The sequence below is a fragment of the Burkholderia sp. AU4i genome (genome assembly GCF_000466765.1).
Lineage (GTDB): Bacteria > Pseudomonadota > Gammaproteobacteria > Burkholderiales > Burkholderiaceae > Burkholderia > Burkholderia cepacia.
Window position 1 is genome coordinate 1 of sequence record NZ_ASSI01000173.1, and the last position, 18,127, is coordinate 18,127.

The window sequence follows — 18,127 nt, forward strand, 5'->3', positions numbered from 1 at the left end:
GTCGTTGTGCGGCGTGCGCTCGCCGGACAGGTAGGGCAGGAACAGCGGGGCCGTCGCGCGCGCGTCGGCGTCGAGCGCCTCGACTTCGGCGAGCAGGGCGGGTTCGTCGGTGCCGGTCAGCTTGCAGACCCAGCGCAGACAGCTCGCGGCCGACAGCACGACGCTCATCAATTGCCAGCGATCGGGAATCGCATGGCAGAACGCATGCACGGCCGATGCGGGGTTCGGCATGAAGCGATCGCCGACCACGCTCAGCACGCCGGACGTGCCGAGCGACACGAAGCCGTCGCCTGCATGGATCGCACCGATGCCAAGCGCGCTCGTTGCGTTGTCGCCGCCGCCGCCGGCTACCACGACCGCCTCCGACAGCCCGAGTTCGCGCGCGATGTCCGCGCGCAGCGTGCCGGACGGCGCATTGCCCTCGACGATGCGCGGCATCTGGTCACGCGTCATCCCGCATGCGGCGAGCAGCGCGTCGGACCAGTCGCGGCGTGCGACGTCGAGCCACAGCGTGCCGGCTGCGTCCGACGGATCGGACACCTTTGCACCGGTCAGCCGGAACCGCAGGTAGTCCTTCGGCATCAGCACGCAGGCAGTGGCCGCGAACACATCGGGTTCGTGCTTCGCGACCCACAGCAGCTTCGGTGCGGTGAAGCCCGGCATCGCGAGATTGCCGGCGAGGGCGTGGAGATCGGGCGCGCGTTCGGTGAGCAGTGCGCACTCGTCGGCGCTGCGCATGTCGTTCCACAGGATCGCGGGGCGCAGCACGCGGTCGTCGCGGCCGAGCAGCACGGCGCCGTGCATCTGGCCGGACAGGCCGATGCCGCGCACGGCAGCGAATGCTTGCGGATGCCGTGTGCGCAGCGCGGCGAGCGCGGCGAGCGTGCCTTGCCACCAGTCGTCCGGATGCTGTTCGGCCCAGCGCGGATGCGGCCGCGACACGGTGAACGGCGAGCCGGCGGTGCCGACGACCGTGCCGTCCGGGGCGAGCAGCAGCACCTTCACTTCCGAAGTGCCGAGGTCGATGCCGAGATACATGAGCGATCCGTTCCGTCAGTGGGGACTCGCTACTTTAGCCGCGCGGCCGTGCACGTGCCAAGGCAGGTTCGCCCCGATGCGCGTCAGCGCGCCGCGAGCCATGCATCGACCCGCGCGAGCCCGGCGCGCAACGCCTCGAACAGCGCCGGGTTGCCGGCGAGCGAACCCCACAGCGCGCGGCTTGCGCACAGCGCGGCGACCTGGTCGTCGGCCTCCGGATGGCCGGCCCCCGGATGGCCGGACCCCGGACGGCCGGCCCCGACGATCGCACGCGCGGCGCTTTCGTCCATCACGCCGTCCTGGTACGCATACGGCAAGGTGCCGCGCGCCCAGCGTTCGAGAAAGCGCAGGAACAGCGCGGGCAGCACGGCGGTGGCGACCGGTGCCGCGCCGCGTGCGAACGATTCGACGAGCGTCGGCGCGATGAAGCCGGGGATCTTCGAGAAGCCGTCGGCCGCGACGCGCTGGTTCGTGTCGAGTACGTACGGGTTGCCGAAGCGTTCGAGCACGACGTCGCGGTAGCGCGCGAGATCGAGCGGGCTCGGCGTCAGGCACGGGATCACGTCCTGCGTCACGTAGTCGTGCGCGAAGCGCCGGATCGCCGCGTCGTGCGTGCCTTCGTGGATATACGTGTGGCCCGCGAGCGTGCCGGCCCATGCGATGCAGCTGTGCGTCGCGTTGAGGATGCGGATCTTCGCTTCCTCGTACGGGTGCACGTCGTCGACGAGTTCGGCACCGGCCAGCTCCCAGCGCGGCCGCCCGGCCGCGAAGCGATCCTCGATCACCCACTGGATGAACGATTCGCCCATCACCGGGCATGCGTCGTCGATGCCGGTGGCCGCCAGCACGCGCTCGCGCACGTCGGCGGTCGGGCGCGGCGTGATGCGGTCGACCATCGCGCTCGGCGTCGCGACGTTCGCATCGAACCACGCGAGCAGGTCGGCCTGCCCGCGCCGTTCGAGGAATTCGCGCATCCCCGCGCGAAAGCGCGCACCGTTGTTGCGCAGGTTGTCGCAGCTCTGCAGCGTGAGCGGGCCCGCGCCGCGCTTCACGCGTTCGGCGAGCAGCGCCGCGAGCGCGCCGTACAGCGTCGTGCGCGCGCCCTGCAGGTCGGCCGCGAGATCGGCATTCGCGACGTCGAGCCGATTGTGTTCGTCGAGGTAGTAGCCGCCTTCGGTGACGGTGAACGACACGATCCGGCAGGCCGGATCGGCGCCGGCGTCGATCAGCGCGGCGAGATCGATCGACCAGGGCAGCACGCGCGTGATCGCGCGGATCGTCTCGTACGCGCGCTCGCCTTGCGGCGTGACGGTTTCGAGCGTGTATTCGCCGTGCTGCGCGGCGAGCGCGTCCATCGTCGCGCGCATGTCGTCGCGGATGTTGCCGACGGTCAGCGACCAGCGCTCGTCGGGCGGCACGGCCGTGTTCACGCGATGCAGATACCACGCCTGGTGCGCGCGGTGAAACGAGCCCGCGCCGATGTGCAGCAGCACGGGCGTGCGGGCGGAGGGCGATGCGCTCATCCGGTGTCTCCTGTTCGTGCCAGATTTTCCTGCCGAGTACGAATACGATCATTTGCTCTATGTGTGAGCGAATGATCGTATTCGGGCGAGCGAAAGTCAAGGCGGGGAAACGGCATTTTGATGGTGCGCTGCGGCGGCGGGCGGAATGAGCGGGCGGAAAGGGCGGACGGGCCGCCGGCCGGGAAGCGCCGTCAGCGTTCCTCGCGCGTCAACGCGACGAGTTCCTCGAGCAGCTTGCCGGCCGGCTGCGGCAGGATGCCGTGGCGGCGCCGGAACGCGGTGAGCGTGCGCACGGCGACGACTTCGTGCACGGGCCGCGTGTCGATCGTGCCGGCGCGCTGCTGCTCGCCGCGCTCGCGATCGTGCTCGACGGTTTCGACGGCCAGTTGATCGGTTTCGCGATTCCGGTGCTGATCCGCGAATGGGGGATCATGCGCGGCGCATTCGCGCCGGCAGGTGGCTGCCGGACTGATCGGGATGGGCATCGTCTGCGTCGCGCTGTTGGCCGTGCGGCGGCATATCCCCCGACTGCCACGTGCGGCAGCGCAGCTGCGCGAAGGGGAAGAACTGGCCCGCACGTCGTCGTGACGGCGGGCGAGTGGGGCGTTACAGCGTGGTGCGCACGTGCCAGAGCTCGGGGAACAGCACGACGTCGAGCATCTTGCGCAGGTACGGCGCACCGCTGGTGCCGCCCGTGCCCTGCTTGAAGCCGATGATGCGTTCGACGGTCGTCACGTGACGGAAGCGCCACTGGCGGAATGCATCCTCGAGATCGACGAGTTCCTCGGCCATCTCGTAGAGCTCCCAGTGCTGCTGCGGGTGGCGGTACACCTCGAGCCACGCGGCTTCGACCGTTTCGTCGTGCTGCGTCGGCTGCGTCCAGTCGCGCTCGAGCCGCGCTTGCGCGATCGGGAAACCGCGCCGCGCGAGCAGGCGGACGACCTCGTCGTAGAACGACGGCGCCTCGAGCGTCGTGCGCACCTGTTCGAGGATGTCGGGCTGGTGCGCATGCGGCTGCAGCATCTGCACGTTCTTGTTGCCGAGCAGGAATTCGAGCTGGCGGTACTGATACGACTGGAAGCCCGACGACTGCCCGAGATACGGCCGCATCGCCGAATACTCGGACGGCGTCATCGTCGACAGCACGTTCCACGCCTGCACCAGTTGCTCGAGGATCCGCGACACGCGCGCAAGCATCTTGAACGCGGGCGGCAGCGCGTCGGTGCGCACCGCGTCGAGCGCGCCGCGCAGCTCGAACAGCGCGAGCTTCATCCACAGCTCGCTCGTCTGATGCTGGATGATGAACAGCATCTCGTTGTGATCGGGCGACAGCGGATGTTGCGCGTCGAGGATCGAATTCAGCGACAGGTAGTCGCCGTAGCTCATCGACTTCGAGAAATCGAGCTGTGCGTTGTGCCAGCCGGCTTCGCCCGAAGCATCGCCCGGCACGTGCGGCGCTTCGTGTGCCGCTTGCGCCGCAGGGGCCGAATGTGCGGCGCGTGTGCCCGAGAACGGGCAGCCCGCCGGCGCGTCGCCGCCGGGTGGCTGCATATGACCAGAATTCACGACTATCTCCAGATTTGAATGACGGGGCGCGGCGCGCAATCCGCGTGACCGCGTTGCGCGCCGGGCAAGGCCGCTCAGGTCACCGCGCCGCGTTCGGCGAACTCGGGCGCCTTCCAGGCGTCGGTGGCGAGGATGTCGCGCAGCGTCTCGACGGCATCCCACACGTCGACGAAGCGCACATAGAGCGGCGTGAAGCCGAAGCGCAGCACGTACGGCTCGCGGTAGTCGCCGATCACGCCGCGCGCGATCAGCGCCTGCATCACCTCGTAGCCGTGCGGATGCTCGAAGCTCGCCTGCGAGCCGCGCTGGTGATGCGCGCGCGGCGTGACGAGCTTCAGCGACAAGCCCGCGCAGCGTGCTTCGACGAGCGCGATGAAGGCATCGGTCAGCGCGAGCGATTTGCGGCGGATCGTTTGCATGTCGGTTTGCAGGAACACGTCGAGCCCGCATTCGACCATCGACATCGACACGATCGGCTGCGTGCCGCACAGGAAGCGCGCGATTCCCGGATCGGGCGCGAAGCCCGGCTGCATCGCGAACGGTGCGCGGTGGCCCCACCAGCCGGACAGCGGCTGCGAGAAGTGTGCGTGATGACGCTGCGGCACCCACACGAATGCGGGTGAACCCGGGCCGCCGTTCAGGTACTTGTACGTGCAGCCGACCGCGCCGTCGGCGCGCGCGCCGTTCAGGTCGACCGGCACCGCGCCGGCCGAGTGCGCGAGGTCCCACAGCATCAGCGCGCCCGCGTCGTGCACGAGCTGCGTGACGGCCGGCATGTCGTGCATGTAGCCGGTGCGGTAATTCACGTGCGTGATCATCGCGACGGCCGTGTCCGCGCCGAGCGCGGCCGGCAGGTCGGCCGGATCGTCGATCAGGCGCAGTTCATAGTTGCCGCCGAGCTGTTCGATCAGCCCCTGCGCGATATACAGGTCGGTCGGGAAGTTCGAGCGTTCCGACACGATCACGCGGCGCTCGGGCGCGCGCTCGGCCTGGTGGCGCAGCATCGCCGACAGCAGCTTGAACAGGTTGATCGAGATGGTGTCGGTGACGACCGTTTCGCCCGGTGCGCCGCCGATCAGCGTCGCGAGCTTGTCGCCGAGACGGCGCGGCAACGCGAACCAGCCGGCCGTGTTCCAGCTGCGGATCAGGCCTTCGCCCCATTCGGCGCCGATCACCTGCTGCGCGCGGGCGGCCGATGCGCGCGGCTGCGCGCCGAGCGAGTTGCCGTCGAGATAGATTACGCCGTCGGGCAGCGAGAACTGGTCGCGCAGCGGGGCGAGCGGATCGTCGCGGTCGAGCGCGAGCGCGTCTTCACGGGTCTTGATCATGATGTGGGTCGTCAGTCGGGGTAATCAGGAGGCACGCGCGGGCAGCGCGCGCAGCACCGCGCGCACGGGGCTCGCGTCGAGCGTCGCGAATTTCAGCGGCAGTGCAATCAGTTCGTAGTCGCCGGGCGGCACGTCGTCGAGCACGATGCCTTCGAGGATCGCCATCCGGTGCGCGCGCACGCGGTGATGCGCATCCATCGTCTTCGATTCCTGCGGGTCGAGCGACGGCGTATCGATGCCGATCAGCTTCACGCCGTGCGCGGCGAGCAGGTCGACGGTCCCGGGCGCGACCGCGCAGAAGTCGCTGTCCCACCGTTCGACGCTGGCGCGTGCATACGTGCGCAGCAGCACGCGCGGCGGCACGCCGTCGAGCGCGGCCGCGACATCGGCCGGCTGCACGACCGGCGATGCGCCGATGCAGTGGATCACGCGGCACGGGCCGAGATAGGTGTCGAGCGGCACGGCGCCGATCGGCGCGCCGTCGGCGTCGTAATGCAGCGGCGCGTCGCAGTGCGCGCCCGTGTGCGGCGACAGCGTCAGGCGTGCGACGTTGACCGGCGAGCCGGCCTCCATCCGCCACACGCGTTCGACGGAAACCGGCGTATCGCCCGGCCACACGGGGGTGGCGGGGCTGACAGGCGGCGAGATGTCCCAGAGGGTGTCCATGGCATGACGATTCGGTGAGTCGATGCTTCGAATGATAGGTGGACGCTCGCAGAAAGTGCTTGCGAAATAAACATGGACAAACCGCCGGATTGGCAGATAATTCGACTCAGAGGGAAAACGGGGACCAAAAATGCACGCGATCACGCTCGATGCCACCGACTGCCGGATTCTGGCGGTACTGCAGGAAGAGGGCAGAATCAGCAATCTCGACCTGGCGGAACGCATTTCGCTTTCGCCATCCGCCTGCCTGCGCCGCATGCGCCTGCTCGAGGAGCAGGGCGTGATCGAGCACTATCGCGCGTGCCTGAGCCGCGAGAAGCTAGGCTTCGAGCTCGAGGCGTTCGTGCAGGTATCGATGCGCAACGAAGAAAATCAATGGCACGAGCGCTTCGCGGAAGCGCTGCGCGAATGGCCGGAGGTGGTCGGCGCGTTCGTCGTGACGGGCGAGAGCCACTATCTGCTGCGCGTGCTCGCGCACAACCTGAAGCACTACTCGGATTTCGTGCTGAACCGGCTCTACAAGGCGCCGGGCGTCATGGACATCCGTTCGAACATCGTGCTGCAGACGCTGAAGGACGAAGCCGGCGCGCCGGTCGGGCTGGCGCGCACGGGGGCGATCAAAGCGGTGTAAGGCCGTGGAAGCCGCCGCCGTGGAACACGAGCGGCGGCGTCGTGTCCGATGCGGCGCGCACGCCGCAGCGTTCGACCTCGCCGACGAAGATCACGTGGTCGCCTTCGTCATAGCGGCTGCGGTTGTGGCATTCGAACCATGCGAGCGCGCCGTCGAGCACGGGCATCCCGGAGTTGCCGGCCGCATGCGCGATTCCTTCGAAGCGGTCGCCCTTGTAGGTCGAGAAGCGCTTGCACAGGTCGAGCTGCGAGGCCGCCAGTACGTTCACCACATAGTGGCTGTTGCCGCGGAATACGGGCGTCGACGCCGATTTGTGCGCGAGGCTCCACAGCACGAGCGGCGGATCGAGCGATACCGAGTTGAACGAGCTGGCGGTGATGCCGATCAACTGCCCGGACGGCGCGCGCGTCGTGATCACCGTCACGCCCGTTGCGAACTGGCCAAGCGCTTGCCGGAAAGCGGCCGAGTCGAAATCCGGGGGATTGGCCTGGCTCATCGGGTAGCCATCCGGAACGAGACGGGCGGGCGCGGCGCGACGCGAGCGGGGCGGGCACGGCGGACGAAAGGCGACAAGGCGGTCGATGGGGAAGGGGTGCGCATGGCCCGATTTTAGCGGAATCGGGGCCGCCGGGCCCGGCCAGGCGGCGCATCGAGGGGGCAGGGTGGCGTAGCGAACACTGCGGCGCGCGGCAGGACGGGCAATCGCGCGCGGCCGGCAACGCCGTTCTGTCGCGTTTTTCGAGCGGTGCCGCCGCGCGGTCCCGCGCAGTGGCATGTCCCGACCGCCGATCCCCGCGCCATCTATCGCGCCGCCGCCAGTCCGAGCGACAGCGCGCCCGTCACGATCAGGCTCGACGCCCACACCGAATCGAGATTGAACCAGCTCCGCGACACGAACTTCAGCCCGAGATAGCGGTACACGAGCCACGCGAGCCCGCCGCCGGCGCCGATCATCGCGATGGCATGCACGGCCGCGACGACGAGCGCCATCCCGAGATGCGCATCGACGAGCGTGGCCGCCGCCCGGTGGCCGGCGTCCCGGTCGAGCCCGCAGAGCCCGAGGTAGATCGGCACCAGCATCAGCCCCGCGCCATGCGCGATCGCGACCGCGAACGACCACAGGCCGAGCCGCGCGGGCGGGATCCGCGCGAGCGCACGCGGATGCCGGCGCCGGATCAGCAGCACGGCGCCGAAGCCGATCACGAGCGCGCTCGCGCCGATCCGGATCGCCGATTGCCAGGCAAGCAGCGCGGCGAGCAGCCCGATCGGCAGCATCACCGCGAAGACCGCGAGCGCATGGCCGAGCGCGAGATAACCGAGCGCCGCGACGAGCGCGCCGCCGCGGCGGGTCATCAGCGCGTTCGACACCGCGAGCGGCCAGCCCATCGCGGGATTGAGCCCGTGATATACCCCGCTCGCGAGCACGGCCGCCCACAGCGCGAACTGGGCGTGAAGGCCGGCGTTCAACGCTTGACCGACGGGTAGCAGAACGAGTCGGTCGAGCAGTCGCCGCCTTCGAGCCGGATCTGGTGCGCGCGATAACCTTCGGGGAACTCGACCCAGTAATCGTCGGCGAGCGTCAGCCCGCCTTCCGGCCCCGCATGCGCGAGCACCTGCGCGGCCGGCACGCCATCCGGATAAAACTGGTCGTCCCACGTCGAGTAGAGCGAATTGGTCCAGTACACGCGCCGGCCGTCGCGGCTGATCTCGACCATCTGCGGGCCGCCCGCGAACGCGCGGCCGTTCGAGTGCGGCGCACGGCGCGCGATGCCGCCGATGCGCACCGACCCGGCGAGCACCGGGTTGTGCGGGTCCGACACGTCGTACTGGCGCATCTCGCCGGTGCCCCAGCACGACACGTACAGGAAGCGGTCGTCGAGCGACAGGTCGATGTCGGTCACGAGCGGCGGCACCGCGCCGAATCCTTGCAGCAGCGGCGGCAGTTCGTCGGCCGCGGCCGGCTCGGCCGGGATGGTCGCGGTCTTCTTCACATGGAACTTGCCGCCTTCGCGCCACCAGGTCCAGATCGAGCCTTCGAGATTCGTCGTGTCGACCACGACGCCGACGAACCCGTATTCGCGCACCGGGTCGTGCGCGGGCCGCACTTCGAGCGCCATCTGATGCTGCGCGCCGAGATCGATCGTCTGCACGTTGCGCCGCGCGCGCAGGTCCCAGAAATGCAGCCGGTGCCCGTATTTGTTTGCGAGCAGGTCCTCGGGCACGATGCCGTTCTCGAATTGCGGCGGCAGCGCCCATTCGCTCGACACCATGTAGTCGCGCGGCAGGTTCCACCAGAAGTCGTAATGCTTGTCCTGCGGGCCGCGGTCGATCTCCCAGCGGCCGAGCACGTCGAAGGTTTCGCAATCCATGATGAAGATGCCGGGCGCGCCGTCGGTGCCGTCCTTGCCCGCGCCGCCAAGCGTGCTCACATAGATGCCTTCGGGGCCGCAGTGAACGGTGTGCGGCCGCGAATAGCCGGTTTTCGAGAAGATCTCGTCGGGCTCGATGATCTTGTGGATGCGCGCCTGCGTCGGATGCGGCTTCGTGTCGATCACGTAGATGCGCGACGAGCGCAGGCCGGGGATGATCAGGAAGCGGCGTTCGAGGAACGCATGGCCGGTCAGCGGCGACAGCGACGACGAACACGCATTCCAGCCGAAGTGGTGAAACTCGTCGCCGGTGTTCGGCATCGTCACCGTATGCACGATTTTTCCGTAGGTCGGCGAGCCGGGCTTCACGTCGATCACGGCGAGCGCGTCGGGTCTGGAAAAATCGGGGCTCAGCAACAACGTATAGGCAAACTCTTCCGCCGGCGCCTGCATCGCAAGCTCGGGCGAAGCGTGAAACGTCGGGTCAGGTCGCATGCTCATGGTGATGCCCTCTCGATGGGTTCGGATCGTTGACGCACGGCCGTTCGTTGCGGGCGTGCGGGTCGGGGTTGCCGCGCGGCGCGCGTGGCGCCGGCAGGCGCGATCGGCAGGCGGGTGCACGCGTCGGCGACACGTGCGGCGCGCCGTGCATCAGATCGTGAAAGCGGAGAAAGGCGGTGTTCCGGATCGCCGCACGTGGGGCGAGACGGACGCACGGCAAGGGGGTGGCACGGTCGAAGCGGTAGCCCGCGATGCGGCGACGGCCGGGCGAGTGATGCGGACGATGTCTGTTAAGGCATGCATATCGATGTTCCGGCAGATGATGTTTGCATCAGGGTCGGGCACGCATCGGGCGCTTTGCGCGAGGCAGCGGGTTTGCCGCCGCGCTCGCGCGTGCCTAAGTGTAGACGAGAACGCGGGCGGTCGGTCGTGCGCGGTACCTGTGCAACCTGTCAGGTTCGCGCGCGAGTGAGATACTTGCCGCAGTGCCGTTGCGACCCGCCCCCGGGTGGGCAGCGGCGAGACGGAACGGTGGCGCCGGCGCATGCGTGCCGGCTGCCGACATCAACGAAGGACTGATTTCATGGTGAACGAGATGCTTGAAACCGCGACATTGGGAGGCGGGTGTTTCTGGTGCACGGAGGCGGTGTTTCTCGACGTCGACGGCGTGACGGCCGTCCAGTCGGGCTACGCGGGCGGCCATACGCGCAATCCCGGCTATCGCGACATCTGCGAAGGCGACACGGGCCACGCGGAAGTCGTCAACGTGACGTTCGATCCGGCGCGCATCGGCTATCGCGAGATCCTCGAGATCTTCTTCGCGACGCACGATCCGACCCAGTTGAACCGGCAGGGCAACGACGTCGGCACGCAGTACCGTTCGGTCGTGTTCACGCATTCGGACGAGCAACGCGACACGGCGCTCGACGTGATCCGCGAGCTGGAGCGCGAGCAGGTGTTCGGGCAGCCGATCGTCACGCAGGTCGTGCCGCTCGACGGCAACTACTGGCCGGCCGAGGATTATCACCAGAACTATTACGCGCGTAACCCGGGGCAGGGCTACTGCTCGGTCGTGATCGGGCCGAAGCTCGCGAAATTCCGGCAGAAGTTCTCGCACCGGCTGAAGTCGCTGCGCGGCGCGTAAGCGCCGGAACGGCGGGAGCCGGCGCAAACGGGCGTCAGGCCGCCTCGTTGCGCCACTGCGCGCACGCGGCGGCGATCTCGCGCGCGAGCGCGATGCACGACAGCGGCGCGGAGCCTTCCGCCTTGTTGTTGATCGTGATGATCACCGGCTGCCCGGCCAGCGCATAGCGCGCGGCCAGTTCGGCGAGCGCCGAGCGCGTGGCCGGATCCTCGTCGACGAGCTTGTCGAACGGCTCGTATTTCGCTTTCGCCTGTTCGTACCTGAAGCCGCTGTGCAGGCTCCAGCGCACGATCAGCGGGCCCGGCGCGTCGCCGTCGAGCAGGGCGAGCGCGGCCGCCTGGCGCAGCGCGTCGGGCATCCGCGCGTGCAGGCCGACGCAGTAGCGCACACCGAGCGCGGCGAGCGCGCGGATGAAACGCGGCGTGAGCAGGCTCGCGTCGCGAATCTCGATCGCATAGCGGGTGCCGTCGGCGTCCGGCGGCAGCGGCGGCAGCGCCGCGAAGAATGCGGCGAGCCGGTCGATCAGCGCGGCCGGCTGCGCGAGCAGCTGGTCGGGCAGCGGCGAGAACTGGAACACGAGCACGCCGGCTTTCCGGCCGAGCCCTTCGAGGCACGGCTGCACGAACTCGTGGGTGGCGAGCTGCGCGTCGAGGAAGGTCGGGTTCGGCCCCGACGGCTCGCCGCGCCGGCCGCGGATGACCGCGTCGGTCACGGAGGCCGGCGCCTTCACGACGAAGCGGAAATCGTCGGGCACCTGCTGCGCGTAGCGCAGGTAATCGGCGACCGACAGCGGGCCGTAGAACGACCGGTCGAGGCTCACGCTCTTCAGCAGCGGATGCGCGCCGTACGCTTCGAGCCCTTCGCGCGACAGCTTGGTCTGCGCGAAATCGCCGTCGTAGACGATGCCGTCCCAGCCGGGGAAGTACCACGACGACGTGCCGAGCCGAACGTTCGGCGGCAGGCCGGCCGCTGCGTCGGCCACCTCGGGTGCGATCGGCGCGGGCATCACGCCGCGTCGGCGCCGGGCTTTCTTCGGCGGCGCGTCCGGCGGGGACGGTTCGTCCCACAGCAGGCCGGAAGCGGCAGGCGGTGTTTCGTCGGAAGAATGGGAGCGGGCGCGCGGTGCCGGCTGCGCGTCGTCACGCGCGTCCGGCTTCACGTGTTCGTCGGTGCGGGCAGGCGGGCCGTCGCCCTCGGGCGACGCGCGTGCAGCGTCGGCCGGCACGCCGAACAGGTCGAATTGCCCGTCGGCGTGCGGCGCGTGCGCATCGTCGTGCTGCTGTCGTTCCGGCGGCCCCTTGCGCCGCGTCCTGCCGTCACCCATGCATGCCCAGCGTGAAGCGCCGCCTAGCGCGGCAGCGCGTGTTCGTACATATAGCGCCGCGACCACGGCAGCGTTTTCGCGCTGCGTCCGGCCTTGCGGCACACGATCTGGAAGATCGACACGTCGTCGTGCTCGAACGCATACGCGCAGCCGGCGAGATACACGCGCCAGATGCGGAATTTTTCGTCGTCGACGAGTTGTCGCGCCGCTTCTGCCTTCGCCTCGAAGTTTTCCGTCCAGATGTCGAGCGTGCGCGCATAGTGCCGTCGCAGGCTTTCGACGTCAATCGCTTCCAGGCCGCCGCGCTGCGCGGCTTCCAGCGCGAGGCTGATGTGCGGCAGCTCGCCGTCCGGGAACACGTAGCGGTCGATGAACTCGCCGCCGCCGAGCGCCGTCTCGCCGCTTTCCGCGTCGGTCGACGTGATCCCGTGGTTCATCGCGATGCCGTCGTCGACGAGCAGGTCATGAATCCGCGTGAAATAGAGCGGCAGGTTCTTGCGCCCGACGTGCTCGAACATCCCGACACTCGTGATGCGGTCGAACTGGCCGTCGATCTCGCGGTAGTCCTGCAGCCGGATCTCGATCCTGTCCTCCAGCCCGGCCGCCTTCACGCGCGCGGTCGCGAGGTCGAACTGGTTCTGCGACAGCGTGACGCCGAGGCACTGCGCGCCGAACTTCTGCGCGGCGCGCAGCACGAGCGCACCCCAGCCGCAGCCGATGTCGAGCAGGCGCTGGCCTGGCTCGAGCCGGATCTTCGTCAGGATGTGGTCGATCTTCTTGATCTGCGCGGTGGCGAGATCCTCGTCGCCGTTCTCGAAGTAGGCGCACGAGTACACCATGTTCTCGTCGAGCCACAGCTTGTAGAACTCGTTCGAGACGTCGTAGTGATACTGGATCGCCTTCTTGTCGGTGCTCTTCGAGTGATTGAAGTAACGCTTCACGCGCGCGAGCTTGCTCGCGCTCGTCACCGTGCTGCGCGCGAGCGAGTAGCCGATGTTGATGATGTCCGACAGCTTGCCTTCGATGTCGATCTTGCCCTTCACGTAGGCCTCGCCGAGATTGTCGAGGCTCGGTTCGAGCAAGAGCGGCAGCGCCGACGCGCTGTTCACCTTCAGCGTGACCTGCGGCGCGCTGAAGGTGCCGAAATCGAGTTGATCGCCGTTCCACAGCACGAGGCGTGCCGGTATGTTCGCTTTCGCCCGTACGTCGTCCGCCCACTGTGCCAGCTTCTTTTCCCAGAACATTTGGATTCTCCGTTTGTTCGTTGAATCGAATACAGCCAAGTATCTTGACCGGCGCCCGCCGCTTGCGCGGCGGGCGCCCGGATGCAACACGAGACACGACCGGCGTGCGCCGGCGCCGCGCTTACGGCGACAGGCGCGAGATCGACCAGCCCGACGAAGCGTTGGCGTCGCGCGTATAGAGCAGACGGTCGTGCAGCCGCGACGGGCGGCCCTGCCAGAACTCGATCGAGTCGGGCACGAGGCGGTAGCCGCCCCAGTGGGGCGGGCGCGGCGGGTTGTCGCCGTAGCGCTCGCTGACGGCCTTTTCCTGCGCTTCGAGCGTCGCGCGGCTGTCGATCACCGTGCTTTGCTCGGACGCCCATGCGCCGATGCGCGAGCCGAGCGGACGCGACGCGAAATAGCGGTCGCTTTCCTCGGCGCTGGTTTTCTCGATCCGGCCTTCGATGCGCACCTGGCGCTCGAGCTCGATCCAGTAGAACAGCAGCGCTGCCTGCGGATGCGCGGCGAGGTCGTGCCCCTTGCGGCTTTCGTAATTGGTGAAGAAGACGAACCCGCGTTCGTCGACGCCCTTGATGAGCACGATGCGTGCCGACGGCCGGCCGTCGGCGCCGACGGTCGCGAGCGTCATCGTGTTCGGCTCGGGCAGCTTGGCGGCAAGCGCCTCCTTGAACCAGCGATCGAACTGGGCGAAGGGGTCGTGGGCGACATCGGCTTCGTCGAGCGAAGCACGCGAATAATTGATGCGGAGATCGGCGAGAGTCGTCATGTTATGCAAACGCTTCAATCTGGAACCATTGTAGCCAACGCGCAAGAAACGTGCGTGCACAGTGGCGCGGGCGAGCGGGGAGTTCAGGCAAAATAGAGGGCTGCACGACTTACGATTTCCTTGCTGCCATGCCCGCCGCCGACACCGCCCCGCCCAGTTCTTCTGATCTTACCCCGACCCCGGAAATCCAGCTTGACGTGGATCGCGCGCGGCGTTTCGGCGGCGTCGCGCGGTTGTACGGCGCGCCGGCCGCCGCCGCGTTCGAGCGCGCGCACGTCGCGGTGATCGGGATCGGCGGCGTCGGGTCGTGGGTGGCCGAGGCGCTCGCACGCAACGCGGTCGGCACGCTCACGCTGATCGATCTCGACAACGTCGCGGAAAGCAATACGAACCGGCAGATCCACGCGCTCGACGGCAATTACGGCAAGCCGAAGGTGGACGCGATGGCCGAGCGGATCGCGCTGATCGATCCCGCGTGCCGCGTGAACCGGATCGAGGATTTCGTCGAGCCCGACAACTTCGACGCGCTGCTCGGCGGCGGTTTCGACTACGTGATCGACGCGATCGACAGCGTGCGCACGAAGGTCGCGCTGATCGCGTGGTGCGTCGCGAAGCGTCAGCCGCTCGTCGTGGTCGGCGGCGCGGGCGGCCAGCTCGACCCGACGCGCATCCGGATCGACGATCTCGCGCTGACGATCCAGGATCCGCTGCTGTCGAAGGTGCGCGCGCAGTTGCGCAAGCAGCACGGCTTTCCGCGCGGGCCGAAGGCGCGTTTCAAGGTCAGCGCCGTGTATTCGGACGAGCCGCTGATCTATCCGGAAGCGGCCGCCTGCGATCTCGAGGACGGTGCGGAGCCGTCCGCGGCCGCGCACGTCGCGGGGCTCAACTGTGCGGGATTCGGTTCGAGCGTGTGCGTGACAGCGAGCTTCGGCTTCGCGGCCGCCGCGCATGCGCTGCGTGCGATCGCGGCGCAGGCCGCCGGCTGAGCGCGCGACACGCGATCGCGCAGCCGGCGCGATGCCGCAGCGCGTGATGCGCGCCGCCGCATGCGATGCGGGGCCGTTACGCAGCCGGGCCGTTACGGCCCGGCCGGTCGTCCCTCAGTTGAGCGCCATGCTCAGCTTGCGCCGCCACCCGGCGACGAGGTCCGGGCGGTCGCCGGCCAGCTCGAATACCGAGATCATCGTGCGGCGGCCGAGATCATCGCCATACGCGCGGTCGCGCGTGACGATTTCCAGCAACTGCTCCAGCGCCCCTTCATACGCACGCCGCGCGATCAGGCTCTGCGCGAGATCGAAGCGCGCGTCGAGATCGGCCGGGTTGGCCGCGATGCGTGCTTCGAGTGCGTCGGTCGGCGGCAGGTCGGCCGTGGCTTCGAGGGCGTCGAAACGAGTCTTGATCGCCTGGTAGCGCGGGTCGCCGCCTTGCACGGTCTGCGGCGACAGGCGTTCCGTCTCGGCGCGCGCGGCGTCGACCTGGTTGCTCGCGAGCAGCAGTTCGATCAGGTCGAGGCGTGCGTCGTCGAAGCCGGGATTCAGCGCGAGCGCCGCCTCGAGGTGCGTGAGCGCGTCGTCGTGGCGCTCTTCGGCCATCGCGTATTGCGCGGCGCGCCGTTCGGCTTCCTCGGGGGCCGGCAGCAGCCGGTCGAGAAAGGCGCGCAGCTGGCCTTCGGGCAGCACGCCGACGAACTGGTCGACCGGGCGCCCGTCGGCGAACGCGATCACGTGCGGGATGCTGCGGGTCTGGAAGTGCGCGGCGAGTTCCTGGTTCTCGTCGACGTTGACCTTCACGAGCTTCCAGCGGCCTTCGTAGTCGCCTTCGAGTTTTTCCAGCAGCGGGCCGAGCGTCTTGCACGGGCCGCACCACGGCGCCCAGAAGTCGACCAGCACGGGGGCGTCCAGCGACGCCTCGATGACGTCTTTCTCGAATGTGGCAAGCGTGGTGTCCATGTCGTTCTCTTTCGTTCGAATGTCGTCAGGATGGGGGCGGAGCGCCCCTTTTTCAACGCGGCTTCGACTCGGGCAGCGGAATCCACTCGGTTTCGCCCGGCACCTTGCCCATTTCCTGGCGCGTCCATGCTTCTTTCGCGCGTTCGATCGCTTCGCGGCTGCTGGCGACGAAGTTCCATTCGATGAAGCGTTCGCCGTCGATCTTGTCGCCGCCGAGCAGCATCGCGCGCGCGCCGCTGCCGCTCGTCAGCGTGACTGCGGCACCGGGCGCGAGCACGGCCATCTGCTCGGCGGGCACCGGCGTGCCGTCGATCGCGAGCTCGCCGTCGACCACGTAGACCGCGCGCTCCTCGTGCGACGCGTCGAGTTCGAGGCGGCCGCCGGCAGCGAATTCGGCTGCGACATACAGCGTGCGCGAGAACGTCGTGACCGGCGAGCGCAGCCCGAACGCATCGCCGGCGATCACCGTCAGCGACACGCCGTCCTCGTTGCGCTTCGGCAGCGTGTCGGCCGGATGGTGCTCGAACGACGGCTCGGTCGTCTCGTGCGCGCGCGGCAGCGCGACCCAGGTCTGGATCCCGTGCACGGTGTGGCCGTTTTCGCGCTGCGCGTCGGGCGTGCGTTCGGAGTGGACGATCCCGCGGCCGGCCGTCATCCAGTTCACGTCGCCCGGCACGATCTCCTGCAGCGATCCGAGGCTGTCGCGGTGCAGGATCGCGCCGTCGAACAGGTAGGTGACGGTGGCGAGACCGATGTGCGGGTGCGGGCGCACGTCGAGCCCCGTGCCGGGCGGCAGCGTGGCGGGTCCCATGTGATCGAAGAAGATGAACGGGCCGACGAGGCGTGCGGCGAGTGCGGGCAGCGTGCGGCGCACCTGCAGGTTGCCGATGTCGCGCACGTGCGGCTTCAGCAGGGCTTTGATCGGGGCGGTCATGGCGGATCCTGTGGGGCGGCGGGGGAGATGCCGGTCATTGTACTGGCCGTCCGCCGCCGATTCCATTCGCGCCGCGCGGGTATCGGGCCGGGTGCCGAAACCCGGTAGACTGACCGGCTTCTCGGGAAAACGCCGGGCCGCCCCGGTATTTTCTGCCCCGCAGGCAGTCCCTTTTGGGGATCGCCTCCTCGGGCGCCTGGCGCGAAGCGACAGGGCTCGAGAGCACCTTGCACAACGATTCGACAATCGAGGAGACGCCGATGATGGCCCCGAAGGACTTGCTGCTTGCGCTGGTCGTGATCCTCGCGTGGGGCGTGAACTTCGTCGTGATCAAGGTCGGCCTGCACGGCATGCCGCCGATGCTGCTCGGCGCGCTGCGCTTCACGCTCGCGGCCGTGCCCGCCGTGTTCTTCGTGCGCCGGCCGCAGATTCCGTGGCGCCTGCTGGTGCTGTACGGCGCGACGATCCAGCTCGGCCAGTTCGTGTTCCTGTTCACCGGCATGTACGTCGGCATGCCGGCCGGCCTCGCGTCGCTCGTGCTGCAGTCGCAGGCGTTCTTCACGCTCGTGTTCGCGATGCTGTTCCTCGGCGAGCGGCTGCGCATGCAGAACCTGCTCGGGCTCGCGATCGCCGCGGGCGGGCTCGTCGTGATCGCGGCGCAGGGCGGCCGCGCAATGACGCTCGCGGGCTTCCTGCTGACGATCTGTTCGGCCGCGATGTGGGCGTTCGGCAACATCGTCACGAAGAAGGTCGGGAAAGCGAACCTCGTGTCGCTCGTCGTGTGGGCGAGCCTCGTGCCGCCCGTGCCGTTCTTCCTGCTGTCGCTGTGGTTCGAAGGGCCGCAGCGGATCGCGACCGCGCTCGCCGGGCTGAACGGGGCGTCGATCTTCGCGGTCGTCTATCTTGCGTTCGTCGCGACGCTGCTCGGCTACGGGCTCTGGAGCCGCCTGCTGTCGCGCTATCCGGCCGCGCAGGTCGCGCAATTCTCGCTGCTGGTACCGATCGTCGGCCTGGCTTCGTCGGCGCTGCTGCTCGACGAGCATCTGACGCGCGCGCAGCTGATCGGCACGGCGCTCGTGATGGGCGGCCTCGCGGTGAACGTGTTCGGCGGGAAACTGATGCGCCGCTTCGCGGCATCGTGACG

General features: G+C 68.6%; 17 protein-coding genes and 2 pseudogenes. 5 read left to right on the forward strand and 14 right to left on the reverse strand.

All coding sequences use genetic code 11. The annotated features are described in order from the left end of the window. The 3 genes and pseudogenes from xylB to L810_RS47685 all read right to left on the reverse strand — a co-directional run. Positions 1–1,038, reverse strand: a 1,038-nt coding sequence (gene xylB, locus L810_RS32890) for a xylulokinase (RefSeq protein WP_042977120.1), incomplete at its 3' end; no start/stop codon positions are given. Between the two features lie 83 nt (positions 1,039–1,121). Further along, positions 1,122–2,561, reverse strand: a complete 1,440-nt coding sequence (dalD, locus tag L810_RS32895) for a D-arabinitol 4-dehydrogenase (protein WP_021162537.1) — start codon at positions 2,559–2,561, stop codon at positions 1,122–1,124. 191 nt (positions 2,562–2,752) lie between these two features. Beyond that, positions 2,753–2,911: pseudogene (locus tag L810_RS47685) on the reverse strand (LysR family transcriptional regulator); the annotation flags it as partial. Here L810_RS47685 and L810_RS49370 point away from each other — a divergent pair. Continuing rightward, positions 2,867–3,074 (forward strand): annotated as a pseudogene (locus L810_RS49370) (MFS transporter); the annotation flags it as partial. The pseudogenes L810_RS47685 and L810_RS49370 sit on opposite strands and share 45 nt — an antisense overlap. 93 nt (positions 3,075–3,167) lie before the next feature. Here L810_RS49370 and kynA read toward each other — a convergent pair. The 3 genes from kynA to kynB all read right to left on the reverse strand — a co-directional run bounded on the left by kynA (position 3,168) and on the right by kynB (position 6,121). Then, positions 3,168–4,112 (reverse strand): tryptophan 2,3-dioxygenase, encoded by a 945-nt coding sequence (gene kynA / locus L810_RS32905; RefSeq protein ID WP_021162540.1) that lies wholly within the window; start codon positions 4,110–4,112, stop codon positions 3,168–3,170. 89 nt (positions 4,113–4,201) lie between these two features. Next, a complete protein-coding gene (kynU, locus tag L810_RS32910; protein ID WP_021162541.1) occupies positions 4,202–5,455 on the reverse strand; it encodes a kynureninase in 1,254 nt (417 codons plus the stop codon). Between the two features lie 24 nt (positions 5,456–5,479). Beyond that, positions 5,480–6,121 carry an arylformamidase gene (gene kynB, locus L810_RS32915; protein ID WP_021162542.1) on the reverse strand — a complete coding sequence of 214 codons (642 nt, stop codon included), beginning with the start codon at positions 6,119–6,121 and terminating at the stop codon, positions 5,480–5,482. 130 nt (positions 6,122–6,251) lie between these two features. On the opposite strand from kynB, the gene L810_RS32920 reads away from it, so the two are divergent. After that, positions 6,252–6,752, forward strand: a complete 501-nt coding sequence (locus L810_RS32920) for an Lrp/AsnC family transcriptional regulator (protein WP_006477992.1) — start codon at positions 6,252–6,254, stop codon at positions 6,750–6,752. Here L810_RS32920 and L810_RS32925 read toward each other — a convergent pair. From L810_RS32925 to L810_RS32935, 3 genes are all read right to left on the reverse strand, one after another. Then, positions 6,739–7,248: a flavin reductase family protein gene (locus tag L810_RS32925; RefSeq protein ID WP_021162543.1), complete on the reverse strand. Its 510-nt coding sequence runs from the start codon at positions 7,246–7,248 to the stop codon at positions 6,739–6,741. The two genes, L810_RS32920 and L810_RS32925, sit on opposite strands and share 14 nt — an antisense overlap. A gap of 305 nt (positions 7,249–7,553) precedes the next feature. Next, positions 7,554–8,219, reverse strand: coding sequence for a hypothetical protein (locus tag L810_RS32930; RefSeq protein WP_021162544.1), 666 nt, complete (start codon positions 8,217–8,219; stop codon positions 7,554–7,556). After that, a complete protein-coding gene (locus L810_RS32935; RefSeq protein ID WP_021162545.1) occupies positions 8,216–9,622 on the reverse strand; it encodes a selenium-binding protein SBP56-related protein in 1,407 nt (468 codons plus the stop codon). Before L810_RS32935 ends, L810_RS32930 begins: the two co-directional genes overlap by 4 nt. A gap of 583 nt (positions 9,623–10,205) precedes the next feature. Here L810_RS32935 and msrA point away from each other — a divergent pair. Then, complete coding sequence (msrA, locus tag L810_RS32940) at positions 10,206–10,766, forward strand: peptide-methionine (S)-S-oxide reductase MsrA (protein WP_021162547.1); 561 nt, start codon at positions 10,206–10,208, stop codon at positions 10,764–10,766. 34 nt (positions 10,767–10,800) lie between these two features. Here msrA and L810_RS32945 read toward each other — a convergent pair whose 3' ends face one another. From L810_RS32945 to pdxH, 3 genes are all read right to left on the reverse strand, one after another. Beyond that, the gene (locus L810_RS32945; RefSeq protein WP_021162548.1) at positions 10,801–12,090 is read right to left on the reverse strand and encodes a DUF72 domain-containing protein; all 1,290 of its coding nucleotides are present in this window, start codon (positions 12,088–12,090) and stop codon (positions 10,801–10,803) included. A gap of 23 nt (positions 12,091–12,113) precedes the next feature. Next, positions 12,114–13,334, reverse strand: coding sequence for an SAM-dependent methyltransferase (locus tag L810_RS32950; protein ID WP_021162549.1), 1,221 nt, complete (start codon positions 13,332–13,334; stop codon positions 12,114–12,116). A gap of 121 nt (positions 13,335–13,455) precedes the next feature. Continuing rightward, complete coding sequence (gene pdxH, locus L810_RS32955) at positions 13,456–14,100, reverse strand: pyridoxamine 5'-phosphate oxidase (protein WP_021162550.1); 645 nt, start codon at positions 14,098–14,100, stop codon at positions 13,456–13,458. 128 nt (positions 14,101–14,228) lie between these two features. On the opposite strand from pdxH, the gene L810_RS32960 reads away from it, so the two are divergent. Then, the gene (locus L810_RS32960; protein ID WP_027789269.1) at positions 14,229–15,086 is read left to right on the forward strand and encodes a tRNA threonylcarbamoyladenosine dehydratase; all 858 of its coding nucleotides are present in this window, start codon (positions 14,229–14,231) and stop codon (positions 15,084–15,086) included. A gap of 114 nt (positions 15,087–15,200) precedes the next feature. On the opposite strand, the gene trxA is transcribed toward L810_RS32960, so the two are convergent. Together trxA and L810_RS32970 are read right to left on the reverse strand one after the other, a co-directional pair. Further along, positions 15,201–16,049, reverse strand: a complete 849-nt coding sequence (gene trxA, locus L810_RS32965) for a thioredoxin (protein WP_021162552.1) — start codon at positions 16,047–16,049, stop codon at positions 15,201–15,203. Between the two features lie 52 nt (positions 16,050–16,101). Continuing rightward, positions 16,102–16,983 (reverse strand): pirin family protein, encoded by an 882-nt coding sequence (locus L810_RS32970; RefSeq protein WP_021162553.1) that lies wholly within the window; start codon positions 16,981–16,983, stop codon positions 16,102–16,104. 263 nt (positions 16,984–17,246) lie between these two features. On the opposite strand from L810_RS32970, the gene L810_RS32975 reads away from it, so the two are divergent. Beyond that, positions 17,247–18,125 (forward strand): EamA family transporter, encoded by an 879-nt coding sequence (locus tag L810_RS32975; protein ID WP_175849485.1) that lies wholly within the window; start codon positions 17,247–17,249, stop codon positions 18,123–18,125. Positions 18,126–18,127: the final 2 nt, after the last annotated feature.